This window comes from Pseudarthrobacter naphthalenicus, from assembly GCF_029076445.1.
Lineage (GTDB): Bacteria > Actinomycetota > Actinomycetes > Actinomycetales > Micrococcaceae > Arthrobacter > Arthrobacter naphthalenicus.
Map to the genome: position 1 here is coordinate 137,803 of NZ_JARESG010000001.1, position 17,036 is coordinate 154,838.

Genomic DNA, 17,036 nt, shown 5'->3' on the forward strand with positions numbered 1-17,036 from the left:
CATCAACGTGCCGTCAACAACGTCATTGTATGGTCGGCCCCGGCCCCGGGTCATATAGCGGAACCGGATGGTAGCACTGCGGAGTCATTTCGCAGGGTGCACAGCGGGGGAGATCTGAAAACGCCTGAAGGTCTGTGGAAGGATCCCTCTTGGTCGCCTCGAGCACCTCTAATAACCAAACCGCTAACACCGCCGACAGCACTGATGGTGCCACTCGCCGGCTCTCATTCGCAAAGATTCACGAACCGCTTGACGTTCCGAATCTCCTTGCCCTGCAGACGGACAGCTTCGACTGGCTGGTCGGAAACGAACGCTGGCAGGCACGCGTAGCGAAAGCCGTCGAAGAAAACGACCTCAGCGTCGCCACCTCGTCCGGACTGTCGGACATCTTCGAAGAGATCTCACCGATCGAGGACTTCCAGGGCACCATGTCCCTGAGCTTCTCCGATCCGGAGTTCGCTGATCCCAAGTACACCATGGCCGAGTGCAAGGACCGGGACGCAACTTACTCGGCTCCGCTGTACGTCAAGGCCGAGTTCATGAACAACAACACGGGCGAAATCAAGCAGCAGACCGTGTTCATGGGCGACTTCCCGCTGATGACCGAGAAGGGCACCTTCGTCGTCAACGGCACCGAGCGTGTGGTCGTCTCCCAGTTGGTCCGTTCACCGGGCGCTTACTTTGAGCGTACCGCTGACAAGACCAGTGACAAGGACATCTTCACTGCCAAGATCATCCCGTCCCGCGGCGCATGGTTTGAACTCGAAATCGACAAGCGCGATCAGGTCGGCGTCCGCCTCGACCGCAAGCGCAAGCAGTCGGTCACCGTTCTGCTGAAGGCCCTCGGCTGGACCGAAGGCCAGATCCTCGAAGAGTTCGGCCAGTACGACTCCATGCGTGCAACGCTGGAGAAGGATGCCACCGAAACCCGCGAAGACGCGTTGCTGGACATCTACAGGAAGCTGCGACCGGGCGAGCCGCCCACAGTCGAGGCTGCCCAGTCCCTGCTGGACAACCTGTACTTCAACTCCAAGCGCTACGATCTGGCCAAGGTTGGTCGCTACAAGATCAACCGCAAGCTTGGCATCGACCGCTCCCTTGGTGACAAGGAAGCTTCGGTCCTGCACGTTGAAGACATCGTGGCCATGATCAAGTTCCTGGTTGCCCTGCACGCCGGCGAGAAGACCCTCACGGGCAAGCGCGACGGCCAGGACCACGAGCTGCGCGTCGAGATCGATGACATCGACCACTTCGGCAACCGCCGTATCCGCGCCGTCGGCGAGCTCATCGAGAACCAGGTCCGCACCGGCCTGTCCCGTATGGAGCGCGTTGTCCGCGAGCGTATGACCACCCAGGACGTCGAAGCGATTACGCCGCAGACCCTGATCAACATCCGCCCGGTTGTCGCAGCCATCAAGGAGTTCTTCGGAACCTCCCAGCTGTCGCAGTTCATGGACCAGAACAACCCGCTTTCGGGTTTGACCCACAAGCGCCGTCTGTCCGCGCTTGGCCCGGGTGGTCTGTCCCGTGACCGCGCAGGCATGGAAGTTCGAGACGTTCACCCGTCCCACTACGGACGTATGTGCCCCATCGAAACCCCTGAAGGCCCGAACATTGGCCTGATCGGTTCGCTGGCATCCTACGGCCGCATCAACCCGTTCGGTTTCATCGAGACTCCTTACCGCCTCGTTTCCGAAGGCGTTGTCTCCGATGAGGTCCAGTACCTCACGGCCGACGACGAAGCAGAGGTCCTGATCGCACAGGCCAACGCTCCGCTGGACGAGAACAAGAAGTTTGCCGAAGAGACCGTCCTGGTCCGCGCCCGTGGTGGTGGAGGCGAGCCCGTGCTGGTTCCCGCCGCCGAGGTCGAGTTCATGGACGTTTCCCCGCGCCAGATGGTGTCCGTGGCTACGGCCCTGATCCCGTTCCTCGAGCATGACGATGCCAACCGCGCACTCATGGGTGCCAACATGCAGCGCCAGGCCGTGCCGCTGGTCCGTTCCGAGGCCCCGTTTGTGGGTACCGGCATGGAACGTGCAGCCGCTGTCGACGCCGGTGACGTCACCATCGCGAAGAAGGCAGGTGTGGTTACCGAGGTCTCCGCTGAGCTGGTCATCATGCTCAACGACGACGGTACGGAAACGAACTACCGCATCAACAAGTTCGCACGCTCCAACCAGGGCAACTGCTACAACAACCGCGTCCTGGTCAACGAAGGCCAGCGCCTGGAAGTTGGCGGCATCATCGCCGACGGCCCGGCAACGGACCAGGGCGAACTCGCACTGGGTAAGAACCTGCTCGTGGCGTTCATGTCATGGGAAGGCCACAACTTCGAGGACGCCATCATCCTCTCGCAGCGCATTGTTGCCGAGGACGTTCTTTCCTCCATCCACATCGAGGAGCACGAGATCGATGCCCGCGACACCAAGCTTGGTGCCGAGGAAATCACCCGTGACATCCCCAACGTGTCCGAGGAAGTCCTGGCGGGCCTGGACGAGCGCGGCATCATCCACATCGGTGCCGAGGTTGAAGCCGGCGACATCCTGGTCGGAAAGGTCACCCCGAAGGGTGAAACCGAGCTGACCCCGGAAGAGCGCCTGCTGCGCGCCATCTTCGGTGAGAAGTCCCGCGAAGTGCGCGACACCTCCCTGAAGGTTCCGCACGGCGAGTCCGGCACCGTCATCGGTGTCCGCGTCTTCGACCGCGACAACGACGACGAGCTGCCCCCGGGCGTGAACCAGCTGGTCCGCGTTTACGTGGCTGCCAAGCGCAAGATCACCGACGGCGACAAGCTCGCCGGCCGTCACGGCAACAAGGGCGTCATCTCCAAGATCCTCCCGATCGAGGACATGCCCTTCCTTGCCGACGGTACCCCCGTTGATATTGTCCTGAACCCGCTGGGTGTTCCGGGCCGTATGAACGTCGGCCAGGTGCTCGAAACGCACCTCGGCTGGGTTGCCAAGACCGGTTGGAAGATCGAGGGCGAGCCCGAGTGGGTCAAGCAGCTGCCGAACCTGCCGCGCGAGAGTGGCCAGACCACTGTTGCAACGCCGGTGTTCGACGGCGCCCGTGAAGAGGAAATCACCGGCCTGCTGGACTCCACCAACGTGACCCGCGACGGCGACCGCCTGATCAACTCCTCAGGCAAGACCCGCTTGTTCGACGGCCGCTCCGGCGAGCCGTTCCCGGATCCGATCTCGGTCGGCTACATGTACATCCTGAAGCTCCACCACCTGGTGGACGACAAGATCCACGCGCGCTCCACCGGCCCGTACTCCATGATCACGCAGCAGCCGCTGGGTGGTAAGGCACAGTTCGGTGGCCAGCGCTTCGGTGAAATGGAAGTGTGGGCGCTCGAAGCTTACGGCGCCGCCTACACGCTCCAGGAGCTCCTCACGATCAAGTCGGATGATATCCACGGTCGTGTGAAGGTCTACGAAGCGATCGTCAAGGGCGAGAACATCCCCGAACCGGGCGTTCCTGAGTCCTTCAAGGTCTTGATCAAGGAAATGCAGTCGCTGTGCCTGAACGTGGAAGTGCTTTCCACGGACGGAACCACAATTGAAATGCGTGACTCTGATGACGCAGTCTTCACGGCTGCGGAAGAACTGGGCATCGATCTGTCTCGTGCAGAGCCCAGTTCCGTAGAAGAGGTCTAGTTAGGTGAGGGTACCGGGAAAAGCAAGCGGCCCCGCCGCGCTGACTTTTCCCGGTGCACCACCTCCCTCCTCCCGCACCCAAGACTTCAGAATTTAGAGAACAAGAGAGAACAGGGACCATATGTCCAGCGAATCCTCCTTCGGCCTCATGCAGATCGGCCTCGCCACCGCGGATGACATCCGTGGCTGGTCTTACGGCGAGGTTAAGAAGCCGGAAACCATCAACTACCGCACGCTCAAGCCCGAGAAGGACGGCCTCTTCTGCGAGAAGATCTTCGGCCCGTCGCGCGACTGGGAATGCTACTGCGGTAAGTACAAGCGCGTGCGCTTCAAGGGCATCATCTGCGAGCGGTGTGGCGTTGAAGTCACCCGCGCAAAGGTCCGCCGTGAGCGCATGGGCCACATCGAGCTGGCCGCCCCCGTCACGCACATCTGGTACTTCAAGGGTGTTCCGTCCCGTCTGGGCTACCTCCTTGACCTGGCACCGAAGGACCTCGAAAAGGTCATCTACTTCGCTGCCTACATGATCACCAGCGTTGACGCTGACGCCCGTCACGAGGAACTGCCCAACCTCCAGGTTGAGCACGACATCGAGAAGAAGCAGCTGATCGACAACCGCGACTCCGATATCGCCACGATCGCCCGCGACCTCGAAAACGAGATCGCGCGCCTCGAAGGTGAAGGTGCCAAGGCTGCCGACAAGAAGAAGGCCCGCGACTCCGCCGACCGCCAGATGGCGAACGTGCGCAAGCGCGCCGACGCCGAAATCGAGCGCCTCGAGCAGGTCTGGGACCGCTTCAAGAACCTGAAGGTCGCTGACCTCGAAGGCGACGAGGGCCTCTACCGCGAACTGCGCGACCGCTACGGCATGTACTTCGAAGGCTCCATGGGTGCCGAAGCCATCAAGAAGCGTCTTGAGAACTTCGACATGCAGGCCGAGTCGGACCTGCTGCGCGACATCATCGCCAACGGCAAGGGCCAGCGCAAGACCCGCGCCCTGAAGCGCCTGAAGGTGGTCAACGCGTTCCTGACCACCAACAACAGCCCGCTGGGCATGGTTCTCGACGCCGTCCCGGTGATCCCGCCGGAACTGCGCCCGATGGTCCAGCTGGACGGTGGCCGCTTTGCGACCTCCGACCTCAACGACCTCTACCGTCGCGTGATCAACCGCAACAACCGCCTCAAGCGCCTGCTTGACCTCGGCGCGCCGGAGATCATCGTCAACAACGAGAAGCGCATGCTTCAGGAAGCTGTTGACAGCCTCTTCGACAACGGCCGCCGCGGCCGTCCGGTCACCGGACCGGGCAACCGTCCGCTGAAGTCCCTGAGCGACATGCTCAAGGGCAAGCAGGGCCGTTTCCGCCAGAACCTCCTCGGCAAGCGCGTGGACTACTCGGGCCGTTCGGTCATCGTGGTCGGCCCGCAGCTGAAGCTGCACCAGTGCGGTCTGCCCAAGCAGATGGCGCTGGAGCTCTTCAAGCCGTTCGTGATGAAGCGCCTGGTTGACCTCAACCACGCCCAGAACATCAAGTCGGCCAAGCGCATGGTGGAGCGTTACCGTCCGCAGGTCTGGGACGTGCTCGAAGAGATCATCACCGAACACCCGGTGCTGCTCAACCGTGCACCTACCCTGCACCGCCTCGGCATCCAGGCGTTCGAACCGCAGCTTGTTGAAGGTAAGGCAATCCAGCTTCACCCGCTGGTCTGTGGCGCCTTCAACGCTGACTTCGATGGCGACCAGATGGCAGTGCACCTGCCGCTGAGCCCGGAAGCCCAGGCTGAGGCGCGCATCCTGATGCTGTCCTCGAACAACATCCTGAAGCCGTCCGACGGCCGTCCGGTCACCCTGCCCTCGCAGGATATGATCATCGGTCTCTACCACCTGACCACCAAGCGTGTCGGTTCAGCTGGCGAAGGCCGCGTCTTCTCCTCGGTTGCCGAAGCCATCATGGCCTACGACCTCCGCGAGCTGCACCTGAACTCGCAGGTCAAGATCCGCCTCGAAGGCTTCGTTCCGTACGCGGGCTGGGAAGCTCCGGAAGGCTGGGAGCCCGGCCAGCCGGTGCTCGTCCAGACCTCCCTGGGCCAGGTCATCTTCAACCAGACCCTGCCCGAGGACTACCCCTGGGTTGAGAACGTTGCGGACAAGGGCGAACTGTCCACGATCGTCAACGATCTCGCCGAGCGCTACCCGAAGGTCATCACGGCGGCAACGCTGGACAACCTGAAGGACGCCGGTTTCTACTGGGCCACCCGCTCGGGCGTTACCGTCGCCATCTCGGACATTGAGGTGCCCAAGGACAAGCCGCAGATCCTTGCCGGCTACGAAACCATGGCCGCCAAGATCCAGGGCCAGTACGACAAGGGCCTGATCGATGACGACGAGCGTCGCCAGGAACTGATCGAGATCTGGAACAAGGCAACGAACGAAATCGCCCAGGCAATGCGTGACAGCCTGTCCCCGATGAACACCATCAACCGCATGGTGTCCTCCGGTGCCCGTGGTAACTGGATGCAGGTCCGTCAGATCGCGGGTATCCGTGGCCTGGTGGCCAACCCTAAGGGTGAAATCATCCCGCGTCCCATCAAGTCCTCCTACCGCGAGGGCCTGTCGGTGCTGGAATACTTCATCGCCACGCACGGTGCCCGTAAGGGTCTGGCTGACACCGCGCTGCGTACCGCCAACTCGGGCTACCTGACCCGCCGTCTGGTGGACGTTTCGCAGGACGTCATCGTCCGTGAAGAGGACTGCGGCACCGAACGCGGCCTCGTCACGCCGATTGCCGTGCCGGACGCCAACGGCGAGCTGGTCCTGGACGAGAACGTCGAGAACAGCGCCTACGCCCGTACGCTCGCTGTCGATGTTGTGGACTCCAAGGGCAACGTCCTTGCAGCCGGCGGCACCGACTGCGGCGACGTCGTTATCGCCGAACTGTTCGCAGCCGGCATCACCGAGGTCAAGGTCCGCTCCGTACTCACTTGTGAGTCCAGCGTCGGCACCTGCGCCCTGTGCTACGGCCGTTCACTGGCCACCGGCAAGACCGTGGACATCGGTGAGGCCGTTGGCATCATCGCGGCCCAGTCCATCGGTGAGCCCGGTACCCAGCTGACCATGCGTACGTTCCACACCGGTGGTGCTGTTTCCGCCAGCGGTGGCGACGACATCACCCAGGGTCTGCCCCGTATCCAGGAGCTCTTCGAAGCCCGTACTCCGAAGGGTGTCGCACCGATTGCTGAAGCAGCCGGCCGCATCGCCATCGAAGAGTCCGAGCGCCAGATGCGCCTGGTCATCACCCCGGATGACGGATCTGAAGAGATCGCGTACCCGGTACTGCGCCGTTCACGCCTCCTCATTGAGGACGGCGAGCACGTCACGGTAGGCCAGAAGCTCATCAACGGCCCGGTCGATCCCAAGCAGGTTCTGCGCATCATGGGTCCCCGTGCCGCGCAGAAGTTCCTGGTGGACGAGGTCCAGGGCGTGTACCGCAGCCAGGGCATCGGTATCCACGACAAGCACGTCGAGGTTATCGTCCGCCAGATGCTGCGCCGCGTCACGGTCATTGAGTCCGGTGAATCGGATCTGCTGCCCGGCGAGCTCGCCGAGCGCAGCCGCTTCGAGGAGGCCAACCGCCGCGTTGTGTCCGAGGGCAAGGCGCCGGCTTCCGGCCGTCCCGAGCTCATGGGCATCACCAAGGCGTCCCTGGCCACCGAGTCCTGGCTGTCCGCAGCTTCCTTCCAGGAAACCACCCGCGTCCTGACGCAGGCGGCCATGGAAGGCAAGAGCGATCCGCTGCTCGGCCTCAAGGAGAACGTCATCATCGGTAAGCTGATCCCGGCCGGCACGGGTCTCCCGCGCTACACCGAGGTCACCGTGGAGCCCACTGAAGAAGCAAAGGCCAACCTGTTCACCGGCCCCAGCGCATTCAGTGACTTCTCGTACGACTCCCTGGGCGGCGACGGAGCTCCTGAGTTCCACGCCATCCCGCTGGATGACTACGACCTCGGCAACGATTTCCGCTAGCCGCTAAAGCAACGCGGGGTCACTTACGGCCCGATCCACACCTCGGATTGGGCTCAAAGTGACCCCGCGTTGCTGTTTAAGCCGTGCGCTCCTCTTTAGGGGCGGACGACGTCGGCACCCGGCTTCCGCCGTCGTCCTCCATACACCCGATTAAGGCTCAGGAGCAAGCCGTGCTAGAATTTTGGTAATTGTTCTGTGTGGCAGTGGATGAAGGCCGCCGCAGCATCATTTTGGTTTTGTTCTCATGATGCTGGGTGTGAGCTTGTTTCCGGGTTGCGGGCTAGGTGCGCGACGAATGCCACTCTTTTGCACGCCTAGGTACGTTTCAAGACACCGAGGCTGCAGGGACAACGCCAAAACCGATGCAGAGACGGCTGACGCCTGAATGTGCCGGTAGAGATCAAACCAACGGAGAACACGAGAGTGCCTACGATTAACCAGCTGGTCCGCAAGGGCCGCACGCCTAAGGTCAAAAAGACCAAGGCTCCTGCCCTTAACGGCAGCCCGATGCGCCGCGGTGTTTGCACCCGCGTTTACACCACCACCCCCAAGAAGCCGAACTCGGCTCTGCGTAAGGTTGCACGTGTGCGCCTCAACGGTGGCGTTGAAGTTACTGCTTACATCCCCGGTGTAGGCCACAACCTGCAGGAGCACTCCATTGTGCTCGTTCGCGGCGGTCGTGTTAAGGACCTTCCGGGTGTCCGCTACAAGATCGTCCGTGGCGCCCTCGATACCCAGGGTGTGAAGAACCGTAAGCAGGCACGCAGCCGCTACGGCGCAAAGATGGAGAAGAAGTAATATGCCTCGCAAGGGTCCGGCCCCGAAGCGGCCGCTCGTACTAGATCCCGTTTACGGCTCCCCGTTGGTCACCCAGCTGATCAACAAGGTGCTGGTTGACGGCAAGAAGTCCACCGCAGAGCGCATCGTTTACGGTGCCCTCGAAGGCGCCCGCGCCAAGTCCGGCGGCGACCCCGTAGCAGCCCTCAAGAAGGCCATGGAGAACGTCAAGCCTTCCCTCGAGGTCCGCTCACGCCGCGTTGGTGGCGCAACCTACCAGGTTCCGGTTGAGGTCAAGCCGGGTCGCTCGACCGCCCTCGCCCTGCGCTGGCTGGTTGGCTACTCCAAGGCCCGCCGCGAAAAGACCATGACCGAGCGCCTCCAGAACGAAATCCTGGATGCCTCCAACGGTCTCGGTGCCGCTGTGAAGCGTCGCGAAGACACCCACAAGATGGCCGAGTCCAACAAGGCCTTCGCACACTACCGCTGGTAATACTTCCCGGACGCCGCCGGCTCAGCTGAGCCGGCGGCGAACGTGCAGTCCATCCGAAAGGGAGACACCGTGGCACAGGACGTGCTTACCGACCTTAGTAAGGTCCGCAACATCGGCATCATGGCCCACATTGATGCCGGCAAGACCACCACCACCGAGCGCATCCTGTTTTACACGGGTGTGAACCACAAGATTGGCGAAACGCACGACGGCGCTTCGACCACCGACTGGATGGAACAGGAAAAGGAACGCGGCATCACCATCACGTCTGCCGCCGTGACCTGCTTCTGGGAAAACAACCAGATCAACATCATTGACACCCCGGGTCACGTTGACTTCACCGTTGAGGTTGAGCGCTCACTGCGCGTCCTCGATGGTGCTGTCGCCGTTTTTGATGGCAAGGAAGGCGTTGAGCCGCAGTCTGAGACCGTTTGGCGCCAGGCTGACAAGTACAACGTTCCGCGCATCTGCTTCGTCAACAAGATGGACAAGCTCGGCGCTGACTTCTACTTCACCGTAGACACCATCATCAGCCGCCTCGGCGCCAAGCCGCTGGTTATGCAGCTGCCCATCGGTGCCGAGAACGACTTCATCGGCGTCGTAGACCTGCTGTACATGCGTGCACTGGTCTGGCCCGGCGACTCCAAGGGTGACGTCACCATGGGTGCCAAGTACGAGATCCAGGAGATCCCGGCTGACCTCAAGGAAAAGGCTGAAGAGTACCGCGCACACCTCATTGAGGCCGTTGCGGAGTCCTCCGAAGAGCTCATGGAGAAGTACCTCGAAGGCGAAGAAATTTCCGTCGACGAGCTCAAGGCCGGCATCCGCAAGATGACCATCAACTCTGAGCTCTACCCGGTCTTCTGTGGCTCCGCGTTCAAGAACCGTGGCGTTCAGCCGATGCTCGATGCTGTCATCGACTACCTGCCGAACCCGCTCGACGTCCCCCCGATGGTCGGTCACGATCCCCGGGACGAAGAGAAGGAACTGACCCGTAAGCCGTCTGCTGATGAGCCGTTCTCGGCTCTGGCGTTCAAGATTGCCGCGCACCCGTTCTTCGGCCAGCTCACCTTCATCCGCGTGTACTCCGGTCACGTGGAAGCAGGCGCCCAGGTGGTCAACTCCACCAAGGGCAAGAAGGAGCGCATCGGCAAGCTGTTCCAGATGCACGCCAACAAGGAAATGCCCGTCGAGGGCGCTACCGCCGGCCACATCTACGCAGCGATCGGTCTGAAGGACACCACCACGGGTGACACCCTGTGTGATTCCGCCAACCAGATCGTCCTCGAGTCCATGAGCTTCCCGGAGCCCGTGATCTCGGTTGCCATCGAGCCGAACACCAAGGGTGACCAGGAGAAGCTCTCCACGGCCATCCAGAAGCTCTCCGCTGAGGACCCGACCTTCCAGGTCTCCCTCAACGAAGACACCGGTCAGACCATCATCGCCGGCATGGGCGAGCTTCACCTGGACATCCTGGTGGACCGCATGCGCCGCGAATTCAAGGTCGAGGCAAACGTCGGCAAGCCGCAGGTTGCTTACCGCGAAACCATCAAGCGTGCTGTAGAGCGTCACGACTACACGCACAAGAAGCAGACCGGTGGTTCGGGTCAGTTCGCAAAGATCCAGATCGCGATCGAGCCGATGGACACTGCCGACGGCGAGCTGTACGCGTTTGAGAACAAGGTCACCGGTGGCCGCGTTCCGCGCGAATACATCCCGTCCGTTGATGCGGGTATCCAGGATGCGCTGAACGACGGCGTCCTGGCCGGTTACCCGGTTGTTGGCATCAAGGCAACGCTGATTGACGGCGCCTACCACGATGTTGACTCCTCGGAAATGGCGTTCAAGATCGCCGGCCGTATGGCTTTCAAGGAAGCCGCACGCAAGGCGAACCCTGTCCTGCTTGAACCGCTGATGGATGTCGAAGTCCGCACCCCTGAGGAATACATGGGTGAAGTTATCGGCGACATCAACTCACGCCGTGGCCAGATGCAGTCCATGGAAGATGCACAGGGTGTCAAGGTCATCCGTGCGCACGTCCCGCTGTCCGGCATGTTCGGATACATCGGTGACCTGCGTTCGAAGACCCAGGGCCGCGCTGTGTACTCCATGACCTTCAACAGCTACGCCGAGGTCCCGAAGGCAGTTGCCGACGAGATCATCCAGAAGACCCGCGGCGAATAGTCTTCGGACTTTCACAGCGACAAACTCGGGTGTGCTTCCGCTAGACGGAGGCTCGCCTGGTGCAGATGGCCGGAACACGGCCGGATGCAGTCCGGTCCAGCCGGGTTGCGGCCATCTGCACGAACAGGCTCTAGGCACTAGTATTAGTTCCTGAATCTGCAATTTCACCAATCCAAAGCCCCCCAAGTAGACTTACCTGAGTTTCTGCCGCGATAAGCGCGGTTGAAGGGTAAGTCATTTGAAAACGTTCTAGGAGGAACCTGTGGCAAAGGCAAAGTTCGAGCGGACTAAGCCGCACGTTAACATCGGCACCATTGGTCACGTTGACCACGGTAAGACGACGTTGACGGCCGCCATTTCCAAGGTGCTGTACGACAAGTACCCGACTCTCAACGAGAAGCGTGACTTCGCGTCCATTGACTCTGCTCCCGAAGAGCGTCAGCGCGGCATTACCATCAACATCTCCCACGTTGAGTACCAGACCGAGAAGCGCCACTACGCACACGTAGACGCTCCGGGTCACGCTGACTACATCAAGAACATGATCACCGGTGCTGCGCAGATGGACGGTGCAATCCTCGTGGTTGCCGCCACTGACGGCCCGATGGCACAGACCCGCGAGCACGTTCTGCTCGCCCGCCAGGTTGGCGTTCCCTACCTGCTGGTCGCGCTGAACAAGTCGGACATGGTTGACGATGAGGAACTGCTGGACCTCGTTGAAATGGAAGTTCGTGAGCTCCTGAGCTCGCAGGGCTTCGATGGCGACGAAGCACCGGTTGTTCGCGTTTCCGGCCTCAAGGCTCTGGAAGGCGACCCCGAGTGGGTCAAGTCTGTTGAGGACCTCATGGAGGCCGTGGACAACTCTGTTCCGGACCCCATCCGCGACCGCGACAAGCCGTTCCTGATGCCGATCGAAGACGTCTTCACGATCACCGGCCGTGGCACCGTTGTAACGGGCCGCGCCGAGCGTGGAACCCTCGCCATCAACTCTGAGGTCGAGATCGTCGGCATCCGCCCGGTCCAGAAGACCACGGTTACCGGTATCGAGATGTTCCACAAGCAGCTCGACGAAGCATGGGCCGGCGAGAACTGCGGCCTCCTGCTCCGCGGTCTGAAGCGTGATGACGTAGAGCGTGGCCAGGTTGTCGTCAAGCCGGGTTCCATCACCCCGCACACCGACTTCGAGGCCAACGTCTACATCCTTTCCAAGGACGAAGGCGGACGTCACAACCCGTTCTACTCCAACTACCGCCCGCAGTTCTACTTCCGCACCACGGACGTAACCGGCGTTATCACCCTGCCCGAGGGCACGGAAATGGTTATGCCTGGCGACAACACTGAGATGACCGTTGCGCTCATCCAGCCCATCGCCATGGAAGAGGGCCTCGGCTTCGCTATCCGCGAAGGCGGCCGCACCGTTGGTTCAGGACGCGTTACCAAGATCATCAAGTAATTACTTGCTGACCTAGTGTTGGCGGCCCGCTGGACGGTCCGCTAAGACTTATCAACAGCCCCGCTGCGTCTCTACGCGGCGGGGCTGTTGTTTGCTATCATTAATCCAGTCATTGGATTAATGGGCTGTGGTCTGCGCTGGAGGTATTACTGTGTCGGACGGGTTGTATGAGGCGGGCTACCGGGCAGGGCATCTGCAAGGGTGGCTTGACGCCATGGCCAAGGTGCAGGCCGCTGGGGGACAGGAACCTGATGCCCGCGTGGCTCCGCGGCCGGTTCAGGACGCGAGGCCGTCAACGCCATCCGCCGCTGCGTTGCCTTCGCGGCCGGCGCCGGTGACGCCGTCCCCGGCCCCTTCCCCGGCCCCTTCCTTGGCCCCTTCTTTGGCCCCGGGCTCACCACCGGTGCCACCGCGATCTCCGGCCGCGTCCTTCCGGGACTACCCGGAGACCCCTGCCGAACGCCAGGCGCGGCGTGAAAAGCGTGACCGCCAAAACATCAACATCACCCTGTACGTTGCCAGCCTCCTCCTCGTGGCCGCCGCGGCATTATTCATTGGCACCAGCCTCCCGCCCACCATGCGGTTTGCCGGCGTCGTCAGTGTTACGGCGCTGTTCTACGGCGCGGGCTTTGTACTCCATGCAAGGGTGCCGCGGCTCAGGCCGGCCGCCGTGGCGTTTACCGGCACCGGCCTTGCCCTGGTTCCGGTGGCCGGTCTGGCGCTGTACAACTTTGCCCTGCCGAACGGTCCAGCTGCCTGGCTCTTGACGTCGCTGGTGGGCACCGTCGCCTACGTGGCGGCGGCCGTCAGGCTTGAGAGCCGGGTGCTGGTGTACCTCTCGCTGACCTTCGTCGCCTCCACTGCTTTCTCCGGCGTCTCCGTCCTGGGCGGCGCCCTGGTCTGGTACTTCGCATCGCTGATAGGTGTTGCTGCAGCTCTCACGGCACTGACCCTGGCTCGGCCCCGGTGGCTGCCGCCTGTGTATGTCAGGCCGCTCATGATCCTGCACCCCTACGTGGTTCCGGCCGTGGCCGCGGCTGCCACGTGCGTCCCTTTGTACTTGGAGAAGGCGGAGTACGCGTTGATCCTGTCGCTCTGCGGGGTCTACTTTGCCTTGATGTCCGTGCTCCCGGGGCCGTGGCGCCTGCGTAACTTCTATGCGGCACGGGCTGCCCTGACTGTTGCGGCCGCCGTCGGCCTCTGGGCTTTGACCGGCCGGGGGAGTGACGCCTTGCTGACAGCCAGCATCCTGCTTGCCGTCCAGGTATTTGGCGTTGCATACCTGTCCGCCCGGCGGGCAGCGGTATTTGCCGCCGTGAAAAGTGACGGCCACAGCGCCGCAACTCAGCCGGCTTCCCAGGGTCCTGCGATAGGTCCCGTCTCCGGAAACGGGGCGGCCGCACGCTGGCGGACCGATGCCATCATCACGTTTGGGCTTCAACTGGTGGCCACGGCGGCCTTCGGGGTGGCCCGCGAGGTCGCCGGCTTTGTCCAGGGATTTGTGCACGAAAATCTCGCGGCCAGGGAGCTGGCAGTACCGCTGTGGATTCCGGTGGCCTGCTCACTGCTGGCGGGTATGGTGCTTGCAGCCAGATGGCACGGCCGCACCGAGTGGGCGCCCGTAGCTGCCCTTGGCCTGGCGGGGCTGGCGAGCGGCTCCATGGGCATGTGGCCGCTGACCGTGATGCTTTTTCTCGGCTCGGGTTACTGGGCAGCCCGCGCAGCCTTCTCGGCGGGGATGACCCGCGGACGTCATGTTCTCGGCGCCCGGGCGGCCCTCACCCTGGCTGTACCCGTGACGGTGGCGGCCGTGATGGGGCAGGTACCGGGGCGGGATGAAGCCTCGGCGTTCGCCCTCTTAGTAGCACTGGTGTGCCAGCAAGTCTTCACCGCCCTCCTGCAACGTTCCGGGGTGGCAGCCTTTGCCCCGCAGGCGAGCCTCGGGGCATTCGGTGCCGCCGGAGCACTGGTCCTGACCGGCTTGCCGTTGCTGGAAGCGTCACCGGGCCACCCCCTGACGGCCGTCGCCGTGGGGGTCCAACTGCTGGCGGCGTGCGGCGTCGGGGCCATGATGCTTCCCCGGCCTGCAATGGAGAAGGACTGGCACGCGACCATATGGGAGGCTCTGCCGCTTGCCTCGTCCGCGGGAGCTGTTGCTGTTGCCTTCCAGTCCGTTTCGCAGACTGCCGGAAACGTAACGCTGCTGTTGCTGGTGGCATATCTGGCGGTGACAGCGGTGCGCCTGCCGCTGCGTCAGCACCGCTGGGTTTACTGGTGGCTCGCCCGGGCGGCGGGAACGGTCCTGGCCCTGACGGCCTTTCACCAGCTCCAACGGGACGCCGGCCCCGTGGTCATCGCCGGCGAGGTGGTGGTCCCGGCCATGGTCCTCGTGACGGTCCTGGCACTGCAGCTGTGCCTGCCGCTGGTGGCGGCAGGCCGACGTCGTGCTCCCCGCGGGATTGCCGCAGATGCTGCCGGAGTGATCCTCCTGCAGCTGGTGGCCGCAGCCACCCTGGCTCAGGCCGGGACGGCAGAATGGCAGCCCGCGGCCGCTGCAGTGCTCGCGGGCCTGGGCGCCGCCGGGTCGGGATACGTCCTGCGCGGTGAGGCGGCGGCGGTCTGGCTGGCGCCCTTCACCCTCGGCTCCCTGCTGGCTTTCAGCGGCGAAAGCCTCCTGACGGTCGAACTGGTCCTGGGCATTTTCGCGGTGTATGCCGCCCTGATGGTGGTGGCTGAGCCGCGGCGTGCCTGGAAGGGCTGGTATTTCGTTGCAGCCCGGGTGCTGACCGCCGGCTTGGCCTTGGTGCTGAGCTACGACATCGGGGCCTCCGTCACTGCGGTCTCGGTGACCTTTGCCCTCGTACTTGCCGCCCAGCATGGTATCCGGTGGGTGATGCGCAAGCGGCTGGCTGAAGTTCCCTTCCAGCAGGCCGCGGTCTGGATCACGCTGGCAGGGCAGGCGATCCTGCCGCTCGTGTACGTGGCGGGTCAACGGACCGCCGCGCTGCGGGCGGTGGATGACGACGGCGGCCGCTGGGTAGCGCTGCTTGAGCTGCTCCTGCTTTTTGTCTCCGCAGCCGTGGCCCGCAGACTGTTCGCGGCCCGGGGGTCCCTTTACTTCGCCGTGTACGCGGCACTGTTCGGCGTGCTCGCCCTGGGTCCGCTGATCACGTTTGGGGGGACCTTCCTGGTCTCAGCCGTGCTGAGCCACGCCGGGACCGCAATGGTGCTGCTCTCTGTGGCCTTGCTGGCGGTCGTGGCCGGAGTTCTGGAGCGCGCGCGGAAGGTGGACCCCGGGGATATTGAGCATTGGTTGTGGCTGGTTTCGGCGGGGGCCTTCGCAGGCGCAGGCCTGCTCGTGTCCCCGTTGGCGGCGGCCTGGGTGACAGCTGCTGCGGTTCTGGTTCTTGCCGTGGTGTTGTTTGCGGCGTCGCACCTCGCAAACCAGGCGTTGCTGTACGCGCCGGCAGCACTGGCCACCCAGTGGGGCGCCATTGCGCTGGCGGGGGAGATCCTCCCGCACTCCGGCGGTACGTGGGCTGAGTTCCTGCCCTGGTTGGCGGGTGCGGGCGCGGCTTCAGCCGCGCTCTATGCGGGGCGGCTGATTCGCGCCAATGCACTGGACGCTTACCCAACAGGTGCGGTCTCCTCCGACGCCGGGCCATGGCAAGGTGACCCGGTGCGGCGCTGGTCGCTTGCCGGCGGCGCCTTCCTTGGCCTGGTTCTGGCGGCCGTGGCCGGAATAAGGCACGACGCCACTTCCTGGACGGCCGCAGCGGTCCTGGCTGCCGCCGTCGTCATTGCTTACCGGGAGGCACCCGCCAAGGCGCGGCGGATCTCCCTGGAGCTGGGCGCTTTGGTGCTGACTGCGGCGGTCCAGCGTGCCGCCCTCTTTGCGCTCGATATGCCGGACGCGCCTGATACGCCGGCCACGCTCAGCGGTCGGTGGCCTGCCGGCATGCCGGATCCGTTCTGGGCGGCTCAATGGTATGTGGTCCTGGGCGCCGTCCTCGGCGGATTCCGGTACGTCTCCGGACATAGGCGGGCCGGGCGGTTTGTGGTGGGTGCCGCCGCCGCGTTGTTGTCAGCGGGTGCCTTGGCCGTCGTGTTCGGGGGAACGGGTGCGCAACAGTTGTGGGTGCTGGTCATGCTGGCGCTGCTGCTGGTGGCCGGGCTCATGGCCGGTGACCGGCTGTTTGTCTGGTGGGGTGCGGCCGGGGTGGCGGCGTGCATCCTCTGGGCGATGAGGCATTACACGTTCCTGCTGCTGGCAGTGATTGCCGTGGGACTTATCGCCTTTGCCGTCTGGCGCCTGAACCGCGGCACGGCAGCCGGGGCAACCGATGCCGGACCGGAAGCGGGGCCGGATCCCGCGGATACCACCCGCTCCGGGGACCACAAGGAACCCTCCGGCCGGCACTGATACTGTTGCTAGCAGCGAGAGGAGTT

At 63.4% G+C, this 17,036-nt stretch carries 7 protein-coding genes; all 7 read left to right on the plus strand.

What is annotated here, in order from left to right; translation table 11 throughout:
* Positions 1-149: 149 nt before the first annotated feature.
* The 7 genes from rpoB (at position 150) to PY310_RS00710 (ending at position 17,010) form a co-directional block, all read left to right on the plus strand.
* Positions 150-3,659, plus strand: coding sequence for a DNA-directed RNA polymerase subunit beta (gene rpoB / locus PY310_RS00680; RefSeq protein ID WP_275212236.1), 3,510 nt, complete (start codon positions 150-152; stop codon positions 3,657-3,659).
* Between the two features lie 121 nt (positions 3,660-3,780).
* Entirely contained in the window at positions 3,781-7,680 is a 3,900-nt protein-coding gene (locus tag PY310_RS00685; RefSeq protein WP_275212237.1) for a DNA-directed RNA polymerase subunit beta', read from the plus strand.
* Positions 7,681-8,103: 423 nt separating this feature from the next.
* Complete coding sequence (gene rpsL, locus PY310_RS00690; protein ID WP_011692814.1) at positions 8,104-8,478, plus strand: 30S ribosomal protein S12; 375 nt, start codon at positions 8,104-8,106, stop codon at positions 8,476-8,478.
* Position 8,479: 1 nt separating this feature from the next.
* Positions 8,480-8,950: a 30S ribosomal protein S7 gene (gene rpsG, locus PY310_RS00695; RefSeq protein ID WP_011692813.1), complete on the plus strand. Its 471-nt coding sequence runs from the start codon at positions 8,480-8,482 to the stop codon at positions 8,948-8,950.
* Positions 8,951-9,019: 69 nt separating this feature from the next.
* The gene (gene fusA / locus PY310_RS00700) at positions 9,020-11,134 is read left to right on the plus strand and encodes an elongation factor G (protein WP_275212238.1); all 2,115 of its coding nucleotides are present in this window, start codon (positions 9,020-9,022) and stop codon (positions 11,132-11,134) included.
* Between the two features lie 262 nt (positions 11,135-11,396).
* Positions 11,397-12,587 (plus strand): elongation factor Tu, encoded by a 1,191-nt coding sequence (tuf, locus tag PY310_RS00705; RefSeq protein ID WP_275212239.1) that lies wholly within the window; start codon positions 11,397-11,399, stop codon positions 12,585-12,587.
* A 403-nt stretch (positions 12,588-12,990) separates the two neighbouring features.
* Positions 12,991-17,010, plus strand: a complete 4,020-nt coding sequence (locus PY310_RS00710) for a hypothetical protein (RefSeq protein WP_275212240.1) — start codon at positions 12,991-12,993, stop codon at positions 17,008-17,010.
* Positions 17,011-17,036: the final 26 nt, after the last annotated feature.